The 21,987-nt window shown below is 62.2% G+C and carries 24 protein-coding genes; 17 read left to right on the plus strand and 7 right to left on the minus strand.

Translation table 11 applies throughout. The annotated features are described in order from the left end of the window. Nucleotides 1–17 precede the first annotated feature (17 nt). Both VIZ63_RS07580 and VIZ63_RS07585 read left to right on the plus strand, forming a co-directional pair. Nucleotides 18–965: a cation diffusion facilitator family transporter gene (locus VIZ63_RS07580; protein ID WP_331608941.1), complete on the plus strand. Its 948-nt coding sequence runs from the start codon at nt 18–20 to the stop codon at nt 963–965. A 57-nt stretch (nt 966–1,022) separates the two neighbouring features. After that, entirely contained in the window at nt 1,023–1,994 is a 972-nt protein-coding gene (locus tag VIZ63_RS07585; protein WP_331608942.1) for an MBL fold metallo-hydrolase, read from the plus strand. A gap of 7 nt (nt 1,995–2,001) precedes the next feature. Here the strand turns inward: VIZ63_RS07585 and VIZ63_RS07590 are convergent, their stop codons facing one another. From VIZ63_RS07590 to VIZ63_RS07610, 5 genes are all read right to left on the minus strand, one after another. After that, nucleotides 2,002–2,364 (minus strand): DUF2195 family protein, encoded by a 363-nt coding sequence (locus VIZ63_RS07590; protein ID WP_331608944.1) that lies wholly within the window; start codon nt 2,362–2,364, stop codon nt 2,002–2,004. Continuing rightward, nucleotides 2,361–2,870 carry a hypothetical protein gene (locus VIZ63_RS07595; protein ID WP_331608945.1) on the minus strand — a complete coding sequence of 170 codons (510 nt, stop codon included), beginning with the start codon at nt 2,868–2,870 and terminating at the stop codon, nt 2,361–2,363. The genes VIZ63_RS07590 and VIZ63_RS07595 overlap by 4 nt, the downstream gene beginning before the upstream one ends. 79 nt (nt 2,871–2,949) lie before the next feature. Then, nucleotides 2,950–3,684: a glutathione S-transferase gene (locus VIZ63_RS07600; protein WP_331608946.1), complete on the minus strand. Its 735-nt coding sequence runs from the start codon at nt 3,682–3,684 to the stop codon at nt 2,950–2,952. A gap of 4 nt (nt 3,685–3,688) precedes the next feature. Next, nucleotides 3,689–4,261, minus strand: a complete 573-nt coding sequence (locus VIZ63_RS07605; protein ID WP_331608947.1) for a type 1 glutamine amidotransferase domain-containing protein — start codon at nt 4,259–4,261, stop codon at nt 3,689–3,691. Between the two features lie 60 nt (nt 4,262–4,321). Next, nucleotides 4,322–4,867 carry a hypothetical protein gene (locus tag VIZ63_RS07610; RefSeq protein WP_331608948.1) on the minus strand — a complete coding sequence of 182 codons (546 nt, stop codon included), beginning with the start codon at nt 4,865–4,867 and terminating at the stop codon, nt 4,322–4,324. 202 nt (nt 4,868–5,069) lie between these two features. Between VIZ63_RS07610 and VIZ63_RS07615 the strand changes: the two genes are divergently transcribed. The 3 genes from VIZ63_RS07615 to VIZ63_RS07625 all read left to right on the plus strand — a co-directional run bounded on the left by VIZ63_RS07615 (nt 5,070) and on the right by VIZ63_RS07625 (nt 6,891). Beyond that, nucleotides 5,070–5,498, plus strand: a complete 429-nt coding sequence (locus VIZ63_RS07615; protein WP_331608949.1) for an RcnB family protein — start codon at nt 5,070–5,072, stop codon at nt 5,496–5,498. Nucleotides 5,499–5,624: 126 nt separating this feature from the next. Next, entirely contained in the window at nt 5,625–6,137 is a 513-nt protein-coding gene (locus tag VIZ63_RS07620; RefSeq protein WP_331608950.1) for a Spy/CpxP family protein refolding chaperone, read from the plus strand. 376 nt (nt 6,138–6,513) lie between these two features. Continuing rightward, nucleotides 6,514–6,891, plus strand: a complete 378-nt coding sequence (locus VIZ63_RS07625) for an RNA-binding protein (RefSeq protein ID WP_331608951.1) — start codon at nt 6,514–6,516, stop codon at nt 6,889–6,891. A 62-nt stretch (nt 6,892–6,953) separates the two neighbouring features. Here VIZ63_RS07625 and VIZ63_RS07630 read toward each other — a convergent pair whose 3' ends face one another. Beyond that, nucleotides 6,954–7,505, minus strand: coding sequence for a DUF924 family protein (locus VIZ63_RS07630; protein WP_331608952.1), 552 nt, complete (start codon nt 7,503–7,505; stop codon nt 6,954–6,956). 25 nt (nt 7,506–7,530) lie between these two features. On the opposite strand from VIZ63_RS07630, the gene VIZ63_RS07635 reads away from it, so the two are divergent. The 12 genes from VIZ63_RS07635 (at nt 7,531) to VIZ63_RS07690 (ending at nt 20,659) form a co-directional block, all read left to right on the plus strand. After that, nucleotides 7,531–7,980: a DUF3465 domain-containing protein gene (locus tag VIZ63_RS07635; RefSeq protein ID WP_331608953.1), complete on the plus strand. Its 450-nt coding sequence runs from the start codon at nt 7,531–7,533 to the stop codon at nt 7,978–7,980. A gap of 179 nt (nt 7,981–8,159) precedes the next feature. Next, entirely contained in the window at nt 8,160–9,095 is a 936-nt protein-coding gene (locus VIZ63_RS07640) for a diacylglycerol/lipid kinase family protein (protein ID WP_331608954.1), read from the plus strand. Between the two features lie 4 nt (nt 9,096–9,099). Then, entirely contained in the window at nt 9,100–9,906 is an 807-nt protein-coding gene (locus tag VIZ63_RS07645) for a metallophosphoesterase (RefSeq protein ID WP_331608955.1), read from the plus strand. Nucleotides 9,907–10,010: 104 nt separating this feature from the next. Further along, complete coding sequence (locus tag VIZ63_RS07650; protein WP_331608956.1) at nt 10,011–11,402, plus strand: GntP family permease; 1,392 nt, start codon at nt 10,011–10,013, stop codon at nt 11,400–11,402. Between the two features lie 12 nt (nt 11,403–11,414). Next, a complete protein-coding gene (locus VIZ63_RS07655) occupies nt 11,415–12,677 on the plus strand; it encodes a serine hydrolase domain-containing protein (RefSeq protein WP_331608957.1) in 1,263 nt (420 codons plus the stop codon). A 336-nt stretch (nt 12,678–13,013) separates the two neighbouring features. Next, the gene (locus VIZ63_RS07660) at nt 13,014–14,129 is read left to right on the plus strand and encodes a sensor histidine kinase (RefSeq protein ID WP_331608958.1); all 1,116 of its coding nucleotides are present in this window, start codon (nt 13,014–13,016) and stop codon (nt 14,127–14,129) included. A 185-nt stretch (nt 14,130–14,314) separates the two neighbouring features. Continuing rightward, a complete protein-coding gene (locus VIZ63_RS07665) occupies nt 14,315–15,547 on the plus strand; it encodes an efflux RND transporter periplasmic adaptor subunit (RefSeq protein WP_331608959.1) in 1,233 nt (410 codons plus the stop codon). Nucleotides 15,548–15,635: 88 nt separating this feature from the next. Next, complete coding sequence (locus tag VIZ63_RS07670; RefSeq protein ID WP_331608960.1) at nt 15,636–16,325, plus strand: ABC transporter ATP-binding protein; 690 nt, start codon at nt 15,636–15,638, stop codon at nt 16,323–16,325. A gap of 135 nt (nt 16,326–16,460) precedes the next feature. After that, nucleotides 16,461–17,612 carry an ABC transporter permease gene (locus VIZ63_RS07675; RefSeq protein ID WP_331608961.1) on the plus strand — a complete coding sequence of 384 codons (1,152 nt, stop codon included), beginning with the start codon at nt 16,461–16,463 and terminating at the stop codon, nt 17,610–17,612. Continuing rightward, nucleotides 17,613–18,803 (plus strand): ABC transporter permease, encoded by a 1,191-nt coding sequence (locus VIZ63_RS07680; protein WP_331608962.1) that lies wholly within the window; start codon nt 17,613–17,615, stop codon nt 18,801–18,803. A 146-nt stretch (nt 18,804–18,949) separates the two neighbouring features. Next, on the plus strand, nt 18,950–19,924 hold the full coding sequence (locus VIZ63_RS07685; protein ID WP_414703779.1) for an alpha/beta hydrolase: 975 nt from the start codon (nt 18,950–18,952) through the stop codon (nt 19,922–19,924). Nucleotides 19,925–20,221: 297 nt separating this feature from the next. Further along, nucleotides 20,222–20,659, plus strand: a complete 438-nt coding sequence (locus tag VIZ63_RS07690) for a VOC family protein (RefSeq protein ID WP_331608964.1) — start codon at nt 20,222–20,224, stop codon at nt 20,657–20,659. A 457-nt stretch (nt 20,660–21,116) separates the two neighbouring features. Here VIZ63_RS07690 and VIZ63_RS07695 read toward each other — a convergent pair whose 3' ends face one another. Next, nucleotides 21,117–21,968, minus strand: coding sequence for an alpha/beta fold hydrolase (locus tag VIZ63_RS07695; RefSeq protein WP_331608965.1), 852 nt, complete (start codon nt 21,966–21,968; stop codon nt 21,117–21,119). Nucleotides 21,969–21,987 lie beyond the last annotated feature (19 nt).

The raw sequence follows: 21,987 nt of genomic DNA on the forward strand, positions 1-21,987 counted from the left end.
GCTCTCGACGCCCGCTCATGGCTCGCCAGGCCTCCAGCAAGGTTGTCTACGCCGCGCTGCTGGGCAATGTCCTGATCGCGACCACCAAGTTCGGCGCGGCGTTCTGGACGGGCAGTTCGGCCATGCTGAGCGAGGCGGTGCATTCGCTGGTCGATACCAGCAATGAACTGTTGCTTCTCTATGGCATGCGACGCGCACGGCAGCCGGCGGACGCCGGGCATCCCTTCGGCCATGGTCGCGAGTTGTATTTCTGGAGCTTCATCGTCGCGCTCATGGTGTTCGGACTTGGCGCGGGAGTGTCCTTCTATGAGGGCATCCACCATATCCTGCATCCCGAACCGATCGACAATCCGCTGGTCAACTACGTGGTGCTGGGACTGTCGCTCGTCTTCGAGTCCGCGTCGTGGTGGATTGCATTCCGCCAGTTCCGCGCGACGAAGGGCGGACGCGGTTATCTCGAGGCCGTCGGAGTCAGCAAGGATCCAACGACTTTCACGGTACTGTTCGAAGATTCCGCGGCGCTCGCCGGTCTGCTTATCGCGCTGGCCGGCATTGCGTGCGCACAGATTTTCGCGATGCCCGTACTCGATGGCGTGGCCTCGCTGGGAATCGCGCTGGTCCTCGCCATCACCGGCATCGCCCTCGCCCGCCGCACCAAGGAGCTTCTGCTCGGCGAGCAGGTCTATCCCGAACTGGCCCGCTCGATTCTCGCAATCGCCGGCCGGCACCCCGGAGTGGCGGCAGCCAATGGCGTCATCGCGACACAGCTGGGCCCGGAGCAGGTCGTCGCACTGCTCAGCGCTGAATTCGTGGATCGACTCACCGCGGACGAGATCGAAGCCTGCGTGATCGACATAGAGTCGCAGGTCCGGGCAAGCCACCCGGAAGTAACGGGTTTGTTCATCAAGCCGCAGAGCGCAGCCACCTGGGCTCAACGACGGTCTTCACTGGCACAACCGCAGTAGCCGCGACTGATCGGGATGATGGCAGAATCCCTCAACCCCCACTCGAGCCACCGCCCCATGTCGATTGACTCACCCCCCGACCCACGGCAGTTCGTGCAACCACTGGATCACGGCATCAGCGTGATCGACACCGGCTTCGTCCGCGAACTGTTCGATGCCAGCCATCTCATCGTCGCCAACGGTCGCGCCGCGTATGTCGACACCGGCACCAACAACTCCGTGCCGCGACTGCTCGCCGCCCTTGCATTCCACGGGCTCGATCGCGATGCGGTGGACTACGTCATCCTCACGCACGTGCATCTCGATCATGCCGGCGGCGCGGGATTGCTCATGCAGCATCTGCCCAACGCAACACTGGTCGTGCATCCGCGCGGCGCGCGTCACATGATCGATCCGGCGAAGCTGATGGCAGGCGTGCGTGCGGTTTATGGCGCTGACGTCACCGCACGCGACTATGGCGAGCTCGTGCCGGTGGCGGCCGATCGCGTGCTCGAAACCCATGACGATCTGGTGATCGAACTCGGCGGTCGACCGCTGCGCTTCGCCGACACGCCAGGACATGCATTGCATCATCACTGCATCTGGGACGAAGCGAGCCGGGGCTGGTTCACCGGTGACACCCTGGGCATCGCCTACCCTGCGCTCACGACGCCGCTTGGCACACATGTCATCCCCGCCACCGCGCCGGTGCAGTTCGACTGGCAGGCGTTGCACGCATCGGTCGAGCGAATCCTGCAATCACAACCGAAACTGCTGTACCTCACGCACTACGGGGCGGTCGGCGAACCCGAGAACATTGCGGCGCAGTTGCTGACGCAGATCGATGCGATGGTGAAGGTCGGACGCGAACTGGCGACGGCACCCGATCGCCACACGCGACTCAAAGCTGCGTTCCAGGATATTTACATGTCGGAATTGCGTCGCTGCGGTTCCAGCGACAGCGATGAGAATCTTCACGCGCTACTGGCGACCGATGTGGAACTGAATGCGCAGGGCGTGGGTGTGTGGCTGGACAAGAAAAAACAATGAACGGCGTTCAACCGGCGCAGCCGACGAACAATGTGTATTTCGCGTCGTACGCAATCCCCGCATCGGGATTGATCAGGAAGGCATAGTTCGTCTTGTTCATGGACGACAACACGCCGGTCGCGATCACTTCATCACGCGGCCCGGCGGTCACACGATAGGAAATCAGCGCTGACTTGCAGCCGCATTCACCGGTGCTCTTGTGCACGGCCCAGGCCGTCGGCAGGAAGAGTGAACTTCCCATCTGCGAAATTTTTGCGGGGGTCAGCGTCACACACGCATGCAGTGTGTTCTCGATCGCGACGTCGGCGTTCGCGCCGCTACAGGCGGTCGTCAGTCCAACCGCAGCCAGAACGAGGGCACGCAGGGTCACGTTTTCGTACCGCCATTGGTCGTACCGCCGGTGTATTTGATCCTGAGCGTCAGACGCTGCGTTCCCTGCTTCATCGCCGCGCGCAGCACACCGAAGAACGTCGTTTCGACTTCGATACAACCGTGACTGAACCCCTTGGTCGAATCGTGCAGATAGAAGCCGCTGCGCGCCGGACTGCACTTCGTGCGGGTCGCGGCGTCAGCGGGCTCGATACGCACACGGTTGTGTCCCCAGTTCGCCCAGTAGGGCTCGCACTGTGCTGCTGCTGCGCCGCGAGGAATCGACTCGACTCGCCACGACGGTTCGAGGCGGCAGATCCCTGCACCGTCATCACGCGCTGCCGTGCCGTTGATCAAGGGCACTCGATAAACCCCCTCTGGCACGGGCCCGGCCTCGGGCAGACATTGATCGGCGGGGTCCTGATGACCGGGCATTCCCGAAGTCGCTTTGAATTTTCCCTTGCCCGTCCAGTTCAGAACGGTCCCGTCGTAGAGCATGTCTTCCATGGAATCATTCCGGCCAGGAGTTTCGCCGGCTGACAGCTTAGCGATCCGGGGTTCGACGTCAAATTGCGCGCGAACTTCTCTAGGTCGCTGCGCTATCCAGCTCAGGATAGTGGCGGAAAATTCCTTCCTGGTTGAACGCAATGCGGCGGGCCGAAGCGAAGTAGCTGGCCAGGCGCGGCTCGGCAGCGGTCCGATCGTGCAAGGTCATGACCTGGCGATACTGCTTCGCTGTGGATCGCATCAGGTTCGGGAACGCATAACGCAAGCCGGCGATCACCTGGAAGAGTGACAGATCCGCGTAGGTAACCTTGCTGCCGACGAGATGCAGATCGCCCGCGGGGTTTCGCTGCAGGACGGTCGCAAAGTACTTGAGGAACTTCGGCACACGGTTGTCACGAAAGTCCCTGGCGCGACGTCGCGCCTCATCGCGCTGATCCTCGTAGTAAAGGCCCGACCCGATCGGATGATGCACGTCGTGGATCTCGACGATGAAGTCCGCAATCGTGAGCTGCAGCTGGTGGGTCCACAACTCGCCGGCCTCCTCCTTCGGGGCAAGACCATGCCGGCGACCGAGAAAGAGCAGGATATTGGCTGTCTGGCCGATCAACTGATCCCCTACCTTCAACCAGGGTGGCGCAAAGGGCGGATGCTGCAGATCCGCCCCCTGCATGCGCTTCATCAGCGCCTCTTCACCGCCGTCATGCGATTCATCTGCGCGCGCAACGTCGATGTAGTCCACACCGGCGTACTCGAGGGCCAGGCGAACGAATTCGCCACGCCCCTGAATACCTGGCCAGTAGTGCAATTCGTACATGGGATCAACCTGCCTTGCGCTGTTCGTGCGGCGAGTGCCTGCCCTCGCCAATCTCTTCGATGATCTTTGCGGAAAAGGCGTCGAGATCGTCGGGATTGCGGCTGGTGATTATGCCGCCGTCGACGACGACCGGTTCGTCGACCCATTTACCGCCGGCATTCAGCATGTCGGTCCTGATCGACTTGTACGAAGTCACTTTGCGTCCGCGCACGGCATCGAGTTCGACCAGCAGCCAGGGACCGTGACACACCGCAGCAACCACCTTCCCCGCATCGAGGAAGGCGCGCACGAATTTCAGTGCCTTCGCATCGACACGCAGCAGGTCGGGATTGATCTGACCGCCGGGCAGGATCAACGCATCGAAGTCCTCGGGCGCCGCCTCATCGAGCATGAGATCGACTTTGACGCTGTCGCCCCAGTCCTTGTGCTTCCAGCCGCGAATTTCTCCGCCCTGCGGTGAAACGACCACCACCGTCGCTCCCGCGTCGCGCAGCTTCTGTCGGGGAACCTGCAATTCGGATTGCTCGAATCCGTGTGTAGCGAGAATCGCTACCTTTGCCTTGCTGATATCGGTCATGGCTTCTCTCCTTCGTTACCGGGAGTGGAAGCCCTGACGGCGAACAACTGTTCCTGGGAATCAGTCCACCATCAACAGCAGCCGTTCGTCCGCATCGCGTGCGATCAATCGCAGTACGCGAATCACACCTTTGAAGCGCGCGGCGAACAGCACGGCGGGATCTTCGATGTGGACGCGGGCGGGAATCCATTGATAGCTCGCCGCGGCAAAGTCCAGCTGCCGGATGGCCTTGTCGAGCCGCCTGCGCACATCGCGCGGCAACACCCGACTGAACACCACCGTGAGTCGATCGAAGCGCGAGCGCATGTCGCGCAGCGCATTCTCGAAGAGCGGTGCGTAAAGGCGATAGTTCTCGGGCGAATAGTCGGGGATCCACCTGGCGAGCATCAGATCCCAGACATCGCGATACTCCGCAGAAGTCGCTTCAGGCAGCGTGTGGCCGGAGAGGTGAATGAAATGCGCCTTCCACAGATGGCACTCGAGCCGGACCTGCAGCATGGCCTCGAGAAAGATCTCGAACGGATCCGACGACAGACGTATCGGCACCGGCGGCATGGCCGCGTCGTGCAATGGTAACGAGCGATGATTGCTGAGTTCGGCCACCATCTCCTGCCCCTCCCCGCCCCTGTCGGTAAATTACCGTGAGCGCCGCGTGCCGGCCAGCGCATTCTGACGCTGCGTTTTACTAAACGCATCAGATTCGCGGTGGCGAAGATGAACCGACACTGATCGAAATCGTTCAGCCTCACATCAGTGACGCTGCGCGATAGTGTCCCCGCGCCGGATCGTCCGGCCCGAGGAGAACACGATGAAACGCCTTCTGGTTGCCGCCCTTGCCGCTTCGACGCTGATGGGAACCGTCGCCATGGCCGACTCTCACGGCCGTGATCGCGCGCATCACGGGCACGCTCGGAGTGATCGTCACGACGATCGTCGCCAGGCGAACGACCGCGGTCGACACGGCCACCACCATGATCGTCACGAGGGTCGTGGCGACGGCCGTTACCAGGTGGTGCGTTATGCCCCGCCCAAGGGCCACCGTCACAACACCTGGCATCGTGGCGCGCGCCTGCCCGCTGCGTACTACGCACCGCGCTACGTGATCCACAACTACGACACGTATCGCCTCCGCCCGCCACCGCGCGGTCACCACTGGGTGCGCGTGGACAATGACGTCGTGCTTGCGGCCATCACGACGGGCGTGGTGATGCAGGTAGTCAATGGTCTCTTCTATTGAGAGCCGACCGCGATGCTTTCGTCTGCTTACAGAGGTCCGCCGGTCTTCCAGGAGCATGCCGCTCCGGGAGCTGGCGAACTCGGCATCATCACGAACGATGACTTACTGTCGTCGAGGAGAACGCCAATGAACCCGAACCGATTCCGCACTTCGCTGCTTGCAGCCTGCGCCGCGCTGACGATCGTCGGCAGCATGGCCTACGCGGGCGACAGCACCGACGCCAAGGAGATGGGGCAACGCCAAGGGCATATGCATCGCCACGGCGGTGCGTCGCTGATGGGCACGCTGAAGCAGCTCGATCTCACGGACGCGCAGAAGCAGAGCGTTCAATCCATCTTTGCGGGCGGCAAGGAGCAGCGTCGGGCTTTGCGCAGTCAACAACGCAGCAATCGGGCCGCATTGGCGACCACCATGCCGGACGATGCAAAGTATCCGGCTTTAGTTGCAGTGCAAAAACAACTCGCCGCGGATGCCATCCAGCAGCTCAGTGATACCCAGACACAGCTCTATGCGGTATTGACGGCGGAACAGAAGGCCCGGATTCCGCAGTTGCTGGCCGAGCGCAAAGCCCGCTGGGAACAGCGCCGCGAGAAGATCAGGGACCGCAACAAGCGGGACTCCGCCGGCGCGACGTCGTGATGCCCTGCAGTGCCTCCCCTTGGCTTAAGGGGAGGCCTCAGACTGTCATTTTCCGGGCCATTACGCCGATAAGGCGTTGTTACAGCAACGAACAATGGCTGAAATCAGGGAAATCCTGCCCCTCTTTGTGACCAACCCCCCACAAAATGCATCTTACAAAGCCTCACAAAGAGGTATAGTCGCGCCCGGTTCGTGACCCTGCCCTTTGCCTTCCTTGATCGGGACCCCTGTCCGTCCAAGGTTTCCAACCGGTTGTTCCCGATCCAGGAGACTCGTTCCGCGCCTTGCATGGAAGGCAGGACGGTCGTTTTAAAGTTCCCGCCTGCTTCCGACTTCAAGCAAGAAGCGCTGTAGGCTTTCTCAAAGGTCTTTTGTAATGAGCAAGATTTACGTGGGCAACCTGCCCTTTTCGGCTGATGAAGCTACTGTGCGCTCGCTGTTCGAACAGCACGGCACCGTGGACTCGGTCAGCTTGATCAACGATCGTGAAACCGGTCGTCCTCGTGGCTTCGGCTTCGTGGAAATGCCGCGCGCCGACGCGGCTCGCGCCATCCAGGCCCTGAACGGTCAGGACATGGGCGGACGTCCGCTGAAGGTCAATGAAGCGCAGGACAAGCCCCGCGGCGGTGGTGGTGGCGGCGGCGGCCGTGGCGGCTACGGCGGTGGCGGCGGCGGTGGTCGCGGCGGCTACGGCGGTGGTGGCGGCGGCGGTGGCGGCTACGGTGGTGGTGGCGGTGGCGGCGGCCGCTGGTAATCACTGCATTAGCAGTTGATCCCCAAACTGTGGGCCGGCCTTAAAACCGGCCCACGGTCGTTTCAGAAGCCCCCGTGGTGCTTCATGAATTCCAGCTCTTCGGCGGTCGAGTCACGCCCGAGGGCTGTATTGCGGTGCGGAAATCTCCCGAACCGGTCAATGACCTCCTTGTGCCGCATGGCATAGCCCAGCGACTGCACATTGCCCACTGACTCGAACAGCGCGATTGATTGCGCCTGAATGCTGCGATCCTCGGCATGCTGGAACGGCATGTAGAGAAAGAGCCGCTGTTCGGCACTCAACGCCTTGTCGAACCCCGCCGCAATCGCCTGCTCTGCAAGCGACAACGCGATCGCATCAGTGGCGAAGGCACGCGGCGAACCGCGAAACAGATTACGCGGGAACTGATCGAGCACGATGACCGTGGCAAGCGCATGTCGCGCCGTCGACGGTGGCGCAGACGATGCTCGCGCACTCAACACTTCATACAGCGCCAGAAAACGTTTTCTGCATTGTTGATCGACGACCTCGTTACGCAGGAACCAATCCTGCGGTGACAGCTCGTCGAACCAGAAGCGCATGACTTCCTCGATCCAGTTTTCTGCGATAGTCACAGCGTCTCCAGACCTCGGTGGCCTCTTGAAAAGAATACTCGTTGCCCTTCTGCTGGCGGGCGGAGCCTGGTTGATTGCAACCCGTCAGGCGCCGATGGATGCGCCCGCGCCGCCCACATCTGTCTCCGCTCCGACGGATGATGCGGATGCGGTGCTGGCCAACGCCTTCGCCAATCAACGCAGCGACATCCGGATTCAGGCACGGGGAGTCGTCAGAAAAATACTGCCCGACGACCACAAGGGTTCGCGGCATCAACGGTTCCTGATCGAGCTGAGTTCCGGTCAGAGCCTGCTCATCGCACACAACATCGATCTCGCACCACGCATCGACTCGCTGCGCGAAGGCGACACGGTCGCTTTCAATGGCGAGTACGAATGGAACAACAAAGGCGGCGTCATTCACTGGACGCACCACGACCCGCAGGGGCACCATCCCGGCGGCTGGCTGGAACATGAAGGCAGGCGTTACGAGTAGATCGCGCCCCGCCCGAATTCTGCAACGACTGACCCCAGCCCATGGCTCTTGCCTGGCGACTGACGGGACTGGGATCCGAAAGATGAAGACTCTCCACGGGGAGTTTTTTTGCATCCAGGACCCGATGCATGCGCTGTCGGACAGGAACCGCGCGAGACGTGGGGCATTGTGCTGTCAGCATGCACCCCGACACACCTGGCCGCGATACACCTCTCTTCATCGTCCTCAACGCAGCGTCCGGATCATCCGACGCGCAGACCGAGCGCGAGCGCATCGAGTCGACGCTGCGCGAAGCCGGACAGCGATATGCCGTGTTCGCGGTGGAGAATCCCAAAGAACTACCGACGATCGCACGCCGCGCGGCGGACGAAGCACAACGCCATGCCGGCGCTATCGTCGCTGCCGGAGGCGACGGCACGATCAACGCAGTTCTGCAGGCCGCTCTGCCGACGGGACGACCTTTTGGCATCGTACCGCAGGGAACATTCAACTATTCCGGTCGCGCGCACGGCATTCCACTCGATGCCGCGGAGGCCACGCGAGCATTGCTGGGTTCGACACTGAAGCCCGTACAGGTCGGACTGGTGAACGATCGGGTCTTCTTCGTGAATGCCAGCGTCGGCCTGTATCCGCAGCTGCTGCAGGATCGCGAAGCCTTCAAGCAACAGTACGGACGCAATCGCGCGGTGGCGATGTGGGCGGGACTGCGGACGCTGCTGAGACAGCATCGGCAGCTGTCGCTCGAGATAGAGCACGATGATCGCGTCGAACTCGTGCGCACACCGACGCTGTTCGTCGGCAACAACGCGCTGCAGCTCGAGCAGATCGGCCTGCCGGAGGCTCAGGACGTCGGGCAGCGCCGTCTCGCGGCACTGATTCTCAAACCGATCGGCACGGCAGCGTTGCTGGGACTGGCGATCCGTGGTCTGCTCGGCCGCGTGGGTGAGGCGGAGAATGTCCGCAATTTCGCGTTCCGACACATGACGGTGCAAACGATGAGCGGCCGGCAACGCAGTCTCAAGGTAGCCACTGATGGCGAGATCTGGCAGGCCGATCTGCCGCTGCACTTCCGGGTCGCACCGCAGACGCTGTACCTGATGACCCCCACGGGGTGACGTCATGAGCGTGTTGCTGCAGATCTCCGACACGCACTTTGGCACGGAGCAACCCCCGGTCGTCGATGCGCTGCTGCACCTCGTTGAGGCTACGCATCCGCAGGTGATCGTCTGGTCGGGCGATATCACGCAGCGTGCACGCCGCGGTCAGTTCCAGGCAGCGCAGCGGTTCCGGCAGCGACTCGGCACGCGACCGGTGATCACTATTCCCGGCAATCACGATATTCCACTGTTCAATCTGCTCGCACGCGTACTGTTTCCGTACGCCAACTACATCCGTGCCTTCGGACCGGCGCTCGAGACGAACTACGACGATGACGCGTTCAACGTCACTGCCATCAATACGACGCGTCGACATCGACACATCGATGGGGAAATTTCCGCCGCGCAGATCGACGCAGTCACACAGCGACTGGCAGCGGCGCCGCACGATCGGATTCGCATCGTGGTCACTCACCAACCCGTCCACGTCATTCGTGCGGAGGACGAAACCAACCTGGTTCACGGCCACGCTGCCGCCGTTCGCGCCTGGACGGCTGCGGGCGCCGATGTGGTGATGGGAGGTCACATCCATCTGCCGTACGTGCGGCCTCTGTCACAGAAATTTTCCGGACTGAGGCGACGCGCCTGGGCGGTACAGGCCGGCACCGCCTTATCGCATCGAGTCCGCCACGGCTCACCCAACTCCGTCAACATCGTGCGCCGCCTGTCGCAGCAACCCCTGACCTACGCCGTCGAACGATGGGACTACAGCGCCGGGCAGAAAGCCTTTGCCGCTGTCGATACACAACAGCTGCTGCTCGACCGCTGAGAAACTGCGGTCGCACATTTGACAGCCGGCGGCCTGGCGGGGCAATCTCCGGCAAAACTCATCAACTGATGAATTAATTCCATCGGGCGTAGCGGGGGGATTCCATGAGCTTCGTCATCGTGACGGGAGCGCTGGCGTTGCTGATGCTGGCCGCCTACCGCGGCTACAGCGTCATTCTGTTTGCTCCGCTCGCTGCCCTGCTCGCGGTGCTGTTGACCGATCCATCGGCGGTCGCCCCGGTGTTCACCGGCCTGTTCATGGAACGCATGGTCGGGTTTCTCAAGCTCTACTTTCCCGTGTTCCTGCTCGGCGCGGTGTTCGGCAAGCTGATCGAGATGTCGGGCTTTGCGCAGTCCATCGCGGCCGCCGTGACCCGCGCGCTGGGCCAGCAGCGCACGATGCTCGCCATCGTGATCCTCTGCGCGCTGCTGACGTATGGCGGCGTATCGCTGTTCGTCGTCGTGTTCGCCGCCTATCCGTTCGCCGCGGAGATGTTCCGGCGCAGCAATATTCCGAAGCGCCTGATCCCCGGCACGATCGCGCTCGGCGCGTTCACCTTCACCATGGACGCGCTCCCAGGTTCGCCACAGATCCAGAACATCATTCCGACGACGTTCTTCGGCACGACCGCCTGGGCCGCCCCGATGCTCGGGCTGTGTGGTGCGGTTATCGTGCTGATCGCCGGCATGGCCTATCTCGACTGGCGGCGGCGCGTGGCACTGCGCAAGGGCGAAGGCTATGGCGAAGGGCACATCAACGAGCCGGATACGATCGCAGTGACACAGGTCGTGAATCCGCTGATCGCAGTCCTGCCGCTGCTGGTGGTGGGCGTCGTGAACCTGATCCTGACGCGCTGGATTCCGAATGTTCACGAAGCGCGGATCGAAACGCAGCTCGCCGGCCTCGCGCAGCCGCTGGTCACGCAACTGTCATCGGTCACGGCGATCTGGGCAGTGCTGGGTGCGCTGCTGGCCGGCATCGTCACCGTACTGCTGTTTGCGTTCCGCCCCATCATGCATAAATTCGCGGAAGGCACGAAGACGGCGGTCGGCGGCGCGTTGCTGGCCTCGATGAACACGGCCTCGGAATATGGGTTCGGTGCAGTCATCGCGGCGCTGCCGGGATTCCTGCTGATCCGGGACGCCCTCATGGCGATCCCCGATCCGCTGGTGAACGAAGCCATCACCGTCACGACGCTCGCCGGCATTACCGGATCGGCGTCCGGCGGACTGAGCATCGCGCTCGCGGCGATGTCGGAACAGTTCCTGACAGCGGCGCAGGCCGCGGGTATTCCGCCCGAGGTCCTGCATCGCGTCGCGGCCATGGCCAGCGGCGGCATGGACTCGCTGCCGCACAATGGCGCTGTCATCACCCTGCTCGCGGTCACCGGACTGACTCACCGGCAGGCTTACAAGGACATTTTCGCGATCACCTGCATCAAGACGCTCGCGGTCTTCGTGGTCATCGCCATTTACTACCTGACGGGTCTCGTGTAATCGGAGCCTGCGATGAAGCTGATTCACTCTCTTTGCGCCACGGTGCTGTTCATGACTGCCACTTCCGTCTTATCGGACTCGCCCGACGGCATCTCGGTCGACCGACTGAACCGGCTGACCGAAAAATTCACCGGCGACGTGCGCGATGGCGCGATTCCCGGCGCAGTCATCCTGATCGTCCGCAACGACAAGACCGTCTATGCGAAGCATTTCGGTGCTCGCGACAAGTCGAGCAACGCGGCCATGCAGCCGGATTCGATTTTCCGGCTGGCGTCCCTCACCAAGCCGGTCACCTCCGTCGCTGCGCTCATGCTCATGGAAGAAGGCAAGCTGCAGCTCGGCGATCCGGTCTCGAAATACCTGCCGCAGCTGAAGCAGCTCAAGGTCGGCGTGGAGAAAATCGCTGGCGGCGAACGCACGCTCGCGATCGAGCCATCGCGGCGTGAAATGACCGTGCAGGATCTGATGCGGCATACGTCCGGCTTCACGTATGGAATTTTTGGCGACTCGCTGGTCCAGCGCGCCAACCGCGACGCCAACACCATGGACGATCAGCAGACCAACGCCGAACTCATCGACAAGCTGGCGCAGCTGCCGCTCGCCTACCAGCCGGGCACGACTTTCGAGTACGGCATGTCGACCGATGTACTCGGCCGCATCGTCGAAGTCATCTCGGGTCTGGACCTGAATCAATTCGTGAAGCAGCGCATCGCGAAGCCCCTCGGGATGCCCGACACCGCTTTTCTGCTGAGCGATGCACAGGCAGCACGCCTGGCGGAGCCTCAGCGTGCCCCCGGAAGCCCCGCGATCGTCGTCGGTTACAACCCGGTGAAGCCACCGAAATGGTTTTCCGGTGGCGGCGGACTGCTCTCCACGGCCAGCGACTACGCACGCTTCAGCCTCATGCTGCTCAACGGCGGCGAACTCGATGGCATCCGCCTGCTGTCGCGCAAGTCGGTCGCGCTCATGACCAGCAATCACCTTCCGCCCGGAGTCGGCTACGGCGGCTTCGTGCAGGAACTTGGATTGACGGCGCCACTGCCGCAACTGGGACAGGGTTATGGCCTCGGCGTTGGCGTGCGTCTGGAGAGCGGTCGCGCATCGGTGCCCGGCTCCACCGGCGATTTCTTCTGGGGCGGAGCGACCGGTCCTTACTTCTGGGTCGACCCGCAGGAACGCCTGATCGCCATCATGATGCTGCAGGAACTCAACATCGAACGGCGTACGTACTACCGCTCGGTCATGCGCAATCTGGTGTATCAGGCGCTGGAGTAACCATCCAGAGGCGCATCGGGACGCGCCACTGCACCATCCCGCTGACACACCCTCGTCCGGGGAATCCCGCCCCCGACGCTGCGGCATCTCTGGCTCGACTCGACTGCGTCGTTACGACACTCTGCGTGCCGGCCATCGACGGCTTCCGAACCGTCATGGCTACGGTTACTTTACCCGCTCACCGCAGGACGTCCGCGCAGTACTGGCTGGATCGCCGGTGTGACCGCAGCGGCAGGGCCACGGCTTCGGTTGGAAGCCGATTGCCTGAGCGAATCCAAGAAAATCGGCGGCAGACCACCCAGCGGCTGCACCCGATGCATGATCAGGAGTTCGATGATGGAACCAGACGTTCCCTTCTTCAGTACGCAGTACTTCATGCCCCAGGGGCACTGCTACCTGTGGTCGCCGGCAGTGCTATGGCTCAACGTCCTGCCCGACCTCCTGATCGCGCTGGCCTATTTCACGATACCGTTCATCCTGATTCGCATCGCGCGTCGCCGCCGCGACCTGCCGTTCAATTCGCTGTTCATCTGCTTCGGCATCTTCATCGTGTCCTGTGGACTCACGCATGTGATGGACGTATGGAACGTCTGGAACGTCGAGTACTGGCTCGAAGGGCTGATCAAGCTGATCACGGCGGCGGCCTCCGTGCCGACGGCCATTCTGCTGTGGCGTGCCTGGCCCCACATCATGCAGCTGCCGAGTCAGAATCAGCTGCGGGAAGCCAACGATTCGCTGGCGCGCGCCAATCGCGAAATGGAGGCATTCACCGCGTCGGTTTCCCATGACCTGCGCTCACCCCTGTCCACGATCGCGGGACAGGCGGGCATGCTGGAGCTGTCCCTGGCCAACAGCGTCACTGAGGATCAGCGTTCGCGCCTGACACGTATCCAGGCCAGCGTAAAGAAAATGTCGGAACTGATCGAGGCGCTGCTGGCGCTGTCGCGCATCTCGCGCCACACGCTGCAGCGGGAAATCCTCGACGTCAGCGCGCTGGCGCAGGAGATCGTCGGGGAGCTGCGTCATGCCAGTCCGCAGCGGTCCGTCGACGTCACGATACAACCGGGCATGACCGCCCATGGCGACCAGCGCCTGATAAGCGACATGCTGACGAACCTGATCGACAATGCCTGGAAATTCACCTCGAAGACCGCGGATGCACGAATCGAGATCGGCGAGCAGACGCCGGGCAACCTGGCGACCTTCTTCGTGCGCGACAACGGCGCCGGATTCGACATGGCGTACGAGCAGAAGCTCTTCAAACCGTTCCAGCGGCTGCATGGAACCAACGAGTTCGAAGGCTCGGGCATCGGGCTGGCGACTGTCCAGCGCATCATCGAGCGTCACGGCGGTCGCATCTGGGCCGACGCCAAGCCAAATCAAGGTGCGCGGTTCTGCTTCACCCTGCCCACGCGGCCGCTCAGCGATGCGCGCGACGCGGCGCGGATGTGACGATTGCCTGTCCGGTATTGGCTGGAGCAATTCGTATGAAGGCACATCGTGCGCAGGATCGGCCGCACTCCTGCGCCGTCTGACCGGCGTTCCGGCGTATTTCACCGATCCTGCCTTACCGCCATCGAGAGCACCCCGTAGAATGCCGCGGCACCTCCCGGCCGGCTCGAACAACGACAATCCGCATGTCACTCGATCAAAACGCACTCGACAGTCTGCGTATCGAACGCAGCGAAGAACCAGACCCGCAATCTGGCAAACCCTACAAGTGGTTCCTGATCATCGTGCTGGCCATTGCCCTGGCCGCGGCAGCCTGGGTCGTGTTCCGGGATAAGGCAGTCGAGGTTGAGATCGCAACGGCTGTCGCCGCCTCCGGTTCGACGGGCACCGGCCCCGCCGTGCTGAATGCTTCCGGTTACGTCGTCGCACGTCGGCAGGCGACGGTCTCCTCGAAGGTGACCGGCAAGGTCGCCGAGGTACTGATCGAGGAAGGCATGACCGTCAAGGAGGGCCAGCTCATCGCCCGGCTCGACGACAGCTCGGAACAACGAACCTACACGCTCTCGCAGCGACAGCTCGACTCTGCGCGGGCCAAGCTCGATGAAGTGAATGTCCGCCTGGCGGAGTCCGAGCGCGCCCTGCGCCGCAATGAACAGCTGCGTGCCGACAAACTGGTCAGCGAATCGGTGCTCGATGCGTCGCAATCGGAAGTCGCGGCGACACGCGCGCGCCTCGAATCGCTGCGCAGCGAAGTGGAAGTCGCGCAGAGCACGTTGCGCGTGCGGGCTCAGGCCCTGGAGGATCTGCTGGTGCGCGCACCATTCGATGGCGTGGTCGTCTCGAAGGATGCACAGCCTGGCGAAATGGTGTCGCCGATCTCGGCGGGCGGCGGCTTCACGCGCACCGGCATCGCCACCATCGTCGACATGGACTCGCGCGAGATCGAGGTCGACGTCAACGAGGCCTTCATCAATCGCGTGCGCGACGAACAGCGGACCGAAGCGGTGCTGGATGCCTATCCGGACTGGACCATCCCCTCCCACGTCATCAATATCGTGCCGACTGCAGATCGCCAGAAGGCCACTGTGCGGGTGCGTATCGGTTTCGATGCGCTCGATCCGCGCATCCTGCCCGACATGGGTGTGAAGGTGAGCTTCCTGGACGATCGCAACGAATTGCCGAACGCCACCGCCAGGGCATCCGTGCGATTGCCGACGAGCGCGGTCATACGCGAAGGTGACACCGCCTATGTATGGCGGATACAGGGCGACACCATCGAGCGGGTAGCGGTCCGCACCGGCAGCGAACGGAATGGACAGATCGACGTGCTGTCCGGAATCAATGCCGGTGAAACCGTCGTGGCGGCACCCGTCGAAGGCTTGCAGGAAGGCGCGAGTGTTCGGCAGAAATCCGGCTGAAATTCCGTCACCAGTTATTGCTGACAACATCTGTCATCGTTGACCGCAACAATGGCATCCGCTGGCAACGTTGATCGAGGGAGACAACGTGACTGACGAGACTCTGGTAAAGATTCGCGGCCTCGCCAAGGACTACAAGCGCGGCGCCGAAACCGTGCATGTGCTGCATGCGCTCGATCTGGATATCCCCAAGGGGGATTTCCTCGCGCTCATGGGGCCGTCGGGCTCGGGCAAATCCACGCTTCTCAATCTGATCGGCGGTCTCGACCGGCCAAGCGCCGGTTCGATCGAGATCGCCGGTCAACGCACCGACACGATGAGCGATGGCGCCCTGGGGCGCTGGCGCGCCAATCATGTCGGCTTCATTTTCCAGATGTACAACCTGCTGCCGGTGCTGTCCGCCGCGCGCAATGTCGAGTTGCCGCTCCTGCTCACGAAACTCTCCGCCGCTGAACGCCGCAAGCGCGCCGCTGCTGCCTTGAGCCTCGTGGGTCTCAGCGAACGGGCCGGGCACAAGCCCCGCGAGCTGTCCGGTGGCCAGGAACAGCGTGTCGGCATCGCGCGCGCCATCGTCTCGGATCCCACTCTGTTGCTGTGCGACGAACCAACGGGCGATCTCGACCGGAAATCCGGCGACGAAATCCTCGACTTGCTCAAGGCGCTGAACGAACGCCACGGCAAGACCATCATCATGGTCACGCACGATCCACACGCGGCGGCGTGCGCGAAACGGACACTGCATCTGGAGAAGGGCCAGCTGATTCGCGCGGCAGCGTGAGAGAAATGCAGGCACCTGGCCCGGACTCTGCAAGGAGACAAAGATGAAAACTCGACCTTCGATTCCAGCATCGAGGATCACGCCGCCTGATTCCTTCCGGTTAGCGCCTGGCACCTAGCGCCTGGGGTCTCCCTCATGAAATTCCTGCCCCTGCTCTGGTCCAACCTGCAACGCAAGCGACTGCGGACGTGGCTGACGTTGGCGTCGATCGTCGTGGCATTCCTGCTGTTCGGCATCCTGCAGACGATGCGCGCCGCATTGACGGGCGGCGCTGATCTCGCGGGCGTCGATCGACTGGTCACCATCAATAAAGTATCGATCATCCAGCCGCTGCCGCAGAGCTACCTGAACCGGGTACGCAGCGTGGAGGGCGTCCGCATTGCGATGTCGCAGGACTGGTTCGGCGGGATCTTTCAGGACGATCGCAATCAGATCGCTGCTTTGACGGTGGATCCAAAAATATTCTTCGAGGTCTACCCGGAATACTCCCTGCCCGAGGCACAGCGCGCCGAATGGCAGGCCGATCGCGCTGGCGCCATCGTGGGCAGTGCGGTAGCCGAACGCTTCGGCTGGAAGGCCGGCGACACCATTCCGCTGCGCTCGAATATCTGGACCAAGAGCGACGGCAGCAGTACCTGGGATCTCAAGATCATCGGCATCTACAGCACCAGCAATGGCGACAACTCCAGCCTCTACTTCCAGTACGACTATCTGAATGAGGCACGCTCCTTCGGCCGCAATAACATCGGCATGATTGTGATGCGCATCGCAGATCCGTCCCGCTCGGCAGACATCGCCCGCAAGGTGGACGAGCAATTCGCTAACTCATCGACCGAGACCAAGACGTCGACGGAAAAAGCCTTCGTGCAGGGCTTCGCCAATCAGATGGGCAGCATCGGCACCATCGTCACTGCAGTCTCCTCCGCCGTCTTTTTCACGATGCTGCTGGTCATCGCCAACACGATGGGCCAATCGGTTCGCGAACGCACCAATGAGCTCGCGGTGATGAAGACCCTGGGCTTTTCGAGTTTCCAGGTTACGGCAATGGTGCTTGCGGAGGCCCTGCTGCTGACGGTGCTGGGCGCTGCCATCGGACTGGGCGTCGCTGCAATGGCAGCCATGAGCCTTGGGCAGGCCATCCAGCAGTTCTTCCCGACGCTGGGCATGCCCGCGAACACGTACATCATTGGAGCGGTGCTTGCCATCGGACTCGGAGCGATCGCAGGCGCCCTGCCGTGTGCACAGGCCTGGCAACTGAAGATCGTCGATGCATTGAGGAAGGCATAAATGGCAAGCACTGCATCCCAGATCGTCGCGGTAACGGCGCTGAACCTGAGCAACCTTCGCCAGCGGGTGGGCTCGTCGATCGTCGCCCTCATCGGTATCACCGGCGTCGTCACCGTGCTCATCGGTGTGTTATCGATCGCCGAAGGCTTTCGTGCCGTACTCGATCAGTCGGGCGCAGCGGACGTCGCCATCGTATTGCGCGGCGGCGCCACCGATGAGATGGGCAGCGGCCTGACGCTCGAGCAGACGCGTCTGATCGCCGACGCACCCGGCGTCAAGCGCGATGCGAACGGCGCCATCGCATCGCCTGAACTGTATGTGGTTGTCGATGTGCCATTGCGCACCACAGGTACGGCTGCAAACGTTCCGTTGCGCGGCGTCTCCCCCAACGCCGGCAAGTTGCGCGACCAGTTCCGCATCGTCGAAGGGCGAAACTTCACGCCGGGTAAATTCGAAGTGATCGTCGGGCGCGGCGCGGTGAAACAGTTCAAGGGACTAACCGTCGGCAGCCGGCTTCGCTGGGGAACGACCGAGTGGGTCGTCACCGGCCTCTTTGCCGATCGCGGCAGCGTGGCCGAATCGGAAATGTGGACCGATGCCACGGTCCTGCAGGGTGCGTACCACCGCGGCTCGTCGTATCAATCGATGCGCGTCCGACTCGACAGTGCCGATACGATGCGTTCCTTCAAAGACGCGCTCACGGCCGATCCACGGCTGAATGTAAAGGTCTTCTCCGAGAAGCAGTACTACGAGGAACAATCGCGAACGCTGACGACGCTGGTTCGCACTCTGGGCACAGCCATTGCGGTGTTGATGGGCCTCGGCGCCATGTTTGCCGCGTTGAATACGATGTACTCGGCGGTCTCGGCGCGGACACGCGAAATCGCCACGCTGCGAGCGTTGGGTTTCGGCGCTGTTCCCGTGGTGATTTCAGTACTGGCTGAAGCACTGCTGCTCGGCCTCGTCGGCGGCGTGGCCGGCATGCTCATCTCCTACTTCGCCTTCAATGGCATGCAGGCGTCCACCATGAACTTCGCCACGTTCAGCCAGATCACCTTCGCCTTTACCGTGACGCCGGCACTGCTGATCCAGGCACTCATCTATGCCTTGTTACTCGGCTTGCTCGGCGGACTCCTCCCCAGCTTGCGCGCGGCGAAGCTGCCGATCACGACGGGATTGAGGGAGCTGTAGGAGCAATTGATAGTTGATAACGAAAAGCTGCAGCGCATCCGTCTTTTCAGGCGGCACGATTGGGGCCGTCCGGGAAGCGTGTTCTCTCGAGTATTCGAGGAAGACCAGACCTGCCCACCCGGAGGATCACCGTGAGCCGAAGCGTAATGTCGTTGACCGCGTGTCTGCTGTCGCTCGTCGCGATCTGCGCGCACGGGGCCGAAGCATCGCGTGATGTCGCTCGCAAACCCGGCGAGTACCCGCTCACTGCCGATTCGCTGAACCAGCCGGATGTCCCGAAAGGCAAACTGGAAGGCCCGTTCGAATTTCACAGCAAGGTGATTCCGGGCACGGTTCGCAGATACTGGATCTTCGTTCCAGCTCAGTATTCGACAAAGAAACCGCCGGCGCAGGGCGCGAGCCTGCTCGTCTTCCAGGATGGCCAGCGTGCAACGAACCCGGAAGGATCGTTGCGAGTGCCTGCCGTGCTCGAGAATCTGATTCACAAGGGCGACATTCCGGTGACGATCGGCGTCTTCATCACGCCCGGCAATACGAGCGAGACTTATCCCGACGACCTGGGCATGAAGAATCCCGATCACCGCGCACCGGAATACGATGCACTCGACGACACGTACGCACGATTTCTCATCGACGAGTTATTGCCCGAAGTGAGCAAGCGCTACCGTCTGACCGACGATCCCGAGCAGCGGGCGATCGGTGGAACGAGCAGCGGTGCGATCTGCGCATTCACCGTCGCCTGGCACCGGCCTGACGTCTTCCGCAAAGTCATCAGCATCATCGGCAGCTACACGTCGATCGGTTACAAGCCCGCGCAGCAGGGTTGGCTCGTAACGCCGGGCGGCGATCTGTATCCGGGCATGATCCGCAAGAGCGCCATTCGCCCGCTGCGGATCTTCCTGCAGGATGGATCGAACGATCTGAACAACGAGCATGGCAACTGGTTTCTGGCGAACCAGCAGATGCTGTCGGCCCTCGAATGGGCAAATGCCAATGCAGACAAGGCAGACACGCCTGGCGCCCGATACGCTGTGAATCATGTGTGGGGCGACGGCGCGCATTCCGATGCGCATGGCGGTGCGCTGCTGCCAGACATACTCAGGTGGTTGTGGAAGCAGTAACCGGTCCCGAGCGCGCGCTGTCGCGGCTGCTGCAGGACGATTGGCAGAAGACGATCAAGGCACTGGAGAATCAGAAGCAGAGTTGAAGAGGTACACAAACGAGCATGACCAACGGAAATCCCGCGGGACAAGGCGGAACACAAAGGAGCGCAAAACAGACGGGCCGGACAATATCGGACCAATCGCCGTTTCCTGCTTTGTGTCCTTTGTGCACCGTTGTGTATCTGATTCCTCTTCACCCCAACCTGATCGGCAACCCACCATGAGGACCCGCCCTCACGCTCCTGGAGGTCACACATGACGTCACTGGCCGGCAATACGACTGCAACCATCACTCCCTGCCTCACCTATCGCAATGCCAGCGCCGCGATCGACTGGTTGTGCGGTACGTTCGGCTTCAGCAAGCGCGCTGCGTACATCGACGAGCGCGGCGATGTCATGCATGCCGAGCTGACGTTCGGCAACGGCATGATCATGCTCGGCAGCGTGAAGGATTCGGAGTTCGGCCGGTTATTGCGCCAGCCGGATGAGACGGCGGGCCGGGTCACACAGAGCATCTGTGTCGTCACCACCGACCCGGATGAGATCCATCGCCGCGCGGTGGCCGCGGGCGCGAAGATACTGATCGGCTTGCGCGACGAGCACTACGGCAGTCGTGGATTTACCTGCGCGGACCTCGAAGGCCACGTCTGGACGTTTGCAACCTACGATCCGTGGAAGGCCACCAGCGTGTAACCGGGTATTCTCATCCGGATATTCATCGCCTGATCAAATCATGCGCACCCGTGGCGCGGGGTGCGCGGTGCCATGCACATCACGGGTGCATGCCTGGCCGTCTCGCGGCGGCAGAACGCTGGATCTACGCCAATCGCGGCCGCGGCGAATCCTGGCACACCTCATGCATTACCAAGATCAACACCCTCGGGTGGTTGTGAGTGGGTTCGTAGCGGATGGTGAGGCCATCGTTATGAACCCGGTTTCTCCGGTAACTTTTAAACATGCTTACGACGGTGGTTGACTATCCCCCTGAGCCATCTCGGATGCAGGGCGTGCGTAACACCACGAATGTTACGCACGCTTCTTTTTAAACCCGGCTGCCACGCCGCCCCGTCATCGACATCTTTCAAAGCGGTACGCCTCTCGCAGGAGGACGGTCGCGGCTCGCGGTTAGCCTGTGGCCGCGGGGTTCTCCCTAGCGGTCCGCCAGCCACTGCGACACCAGCGGCCACAGGGTCGATTCGAACTGCGGCCTGAAGAATCCGAAGTGACCGATACGGCTGACGCCGATATCGCGCGGCGCGATGCGCTGGAACTCGACGGATGCATTGCTGTACAGGCGATGCAACGAACGGATACTGCGCTCCGACATCATTTCATCGTCGGTGAACGACACCGACATCATGGGCTGTCGCACCGAGGAATACTGTTCGCGTACTTCCCTGCCCTCGACGCCGACGACGTATTCGGGATTCAGGCACCAGCGCCGCCATTGGCGAATGACTCCGAGCGGCAGGTTGCCGACCTTGCGTAAGCGTTTGCCGGGAAAATAGCCCGCGATGCGCGTCGCCAGCGGCACCGCGACGAACCACAGCCACCAGACGGCGCGCTTCGTCGGCCAGCTGTTCTCCAGCCAGTACCCATTTCCCGTGGCGACGGTCATTACGCGCTGGATGCGATCACGGTTGCGGATCAGCCCCAACAATTGACCGCCCAGGCTGTGGCCGATCCAGTGCAGCGGGATATCACGATGCCGTTGGTCCGCGAAATCGATGGCGGCTTCGCAATCGCGGGCCCAGTCGAAGATCGTTGCGTCGTATCCGCGCAGGCTCGGCGGCGCCGAGAGGCCGATACCGCGGTAGTCGAATGTGATGACGGCAAATCCCTGCGCCGACAGCCACTCGGCGAAGCGCTGGTAGTAGGCCTGCGCGACACCCATCGCCGACGGAACGATCACGACCGCGGCAGGCGCCACCTGCGGATCGAAGGTTCGCAGGACGAAGGTCGCTCCATTGCTGGCGGTGAGCGTGTGCCGTGACATGGTCATCGTAAACACCGGGTGTCTG

Source organism: Povalibacter sp. (genome assembly GCF_036520495.1).
Classification (GTDB): Bacteria; Pseudomonadota; Gammaproteobacteria; order Steroidobacterales; family Steroidobacteraceae; genus Steroidobacter.